Here is a 1,514-nt window from a genome sequence, read left to right on the forward strand (position 1 = left end):
AGACCGACCCGACCTGCGAGATCGTGGCGGGCGGCTCCTACGACTGCTCCGCAGATGTCTGTTCGCCGCGCTGTCCGCGGCACTGGTCGCGACGGCCGCCGTCGGGCCCGCACGGGCCGCGTCCGCGTCCGCCGACGCGGCCGCCGTGACCTTCTCCGACACCTTCGACGGGGCCGCCGGTTCGGCGGTCGACTCCTCGAAGTGGACGATGGAGACCGGCGACAACGTCAACAACCACGAACGGGAGTACTACACCTCGGGCACCCACAACGCGGCCCTCGACGGCCAGGGCCACCTGGTCATCACGGCCAGGAAGGAGAATCCGGCCAACTACCAGTGCTGGTACGGCACCTGCCAGTACACCTCGGCCCGGCTGAACACCTCCGGGAAGTTCTCCGCCCAGTACGGGCACGTCGAGGCCCGGATGAAGATCCCGCGCGGGCAGGGCATGTGGCCCGCGTTCTGGATGCTCGGCAACGACATCGGGTCGGTCGGCTGGCCGAACTCCGGTGAGATCGACGTGATGGAGAACGTCGGCTTCGAGCCCTCGACCGTGCACGGCACCATCCACGGCCCCGGCTACTCGGGTTCGAACGGCATCGGCGCGGCCTACTCGCTGCCCGACGGCCAGGCCTTCGCGGACGGCTTCCACACCTTCGCGGTCGACTGGGCACCCGACTCGATCAAGTGGTCGGTCGACGGCACCGTCTACGAGACGCGTACACCGGCCGACGTGGGCGGCAACACCTGGGCGTTCAACAAGCCGTTCTTCCTGATCCTGAACCTCGCCGTGGGCGGCTACTGGCCGGGCGACCCGGACGGCTCCACGTCCTTCCCGGCCCAGCTGGTGGTGGACTCGGTGTCGGTGACCACCGGTGACACGGCCACCGGCGTGGCGATCAAGGGCCTGGCCGGCAAGTGCGTGGACGTCGCCGGGGCGAACTCCGCCAACGGAACGCCCGTACAGCTCTACGACTGCAACGGCACCACCGCGCAGCAGTGGACCGTGGGCTCGGACGGCACGATCCGCGCGCTCGGCAAGTGCCTGGACGTCACCGGCGGCGGCACCGCGGACGGCACCCCGGTCCAGCTCTACGACTGCAACGGCACCGCCGCCCAGAGGTGGTCCGTCAGCTCGGCGCACGACATCGTCAACCCGCAGGCGAACAAGTGCCTGGACGTCACGGGCAACGCCTCGGCCAACGGCACCCGGCTGCAGATCTGGACCTGCACGGGCGGCGCCAACCAGAAGTGGACGCTCGGCTGAGCCCTGTGCCGACAGGGCCTGTCTGACAATTCCCGTCTGCCTCGCGACGCCATGCACGCTCCCCCAGCCTCCGGCCGGGGGGGGACCCCCAGAGCACGCACCTGGCGCCGCGAGGCCGCCCTGCGGGCGACGACGCGAATTGTCAGACAGGCCCTAGCTTGATCTTTAACCTCGGGCCTCGAACAGGTCGTCGTACTTGATCACTCGCGTCGGTAACTGCCCTACGTGCAGGCGGCCTTCGGCTGAC

The 1,514-nt window shown here is 69.5% G+C and carries 1 protein-coding gene; it reads left to right on the forward strand.

All coding sequences use genetic code 11. The features are described from left to right. Positions 1 to 13 precede the first annotated feature (13 nt). A complete protein-coding gene (locus tag ABZ646_RS46475; protein ID WP_360533802.1) occupies positions 14 to 1,267 on the forward strand; it encodes an RICIN domain-containing protein in 1,254 nt (417 codons plus the stop codon). Positions 1,268 to 1,514: the final 247 nt, after the last annotated feature.

Source organism: Streptomyces sp. NPDC007162, from assembly GCF_040634175.1.
Classification (GTDB): Bacteria; Actinomycetota; Actinomycetes; order Streptomycetales; family Streptomycetaceae; genus Streptomyces.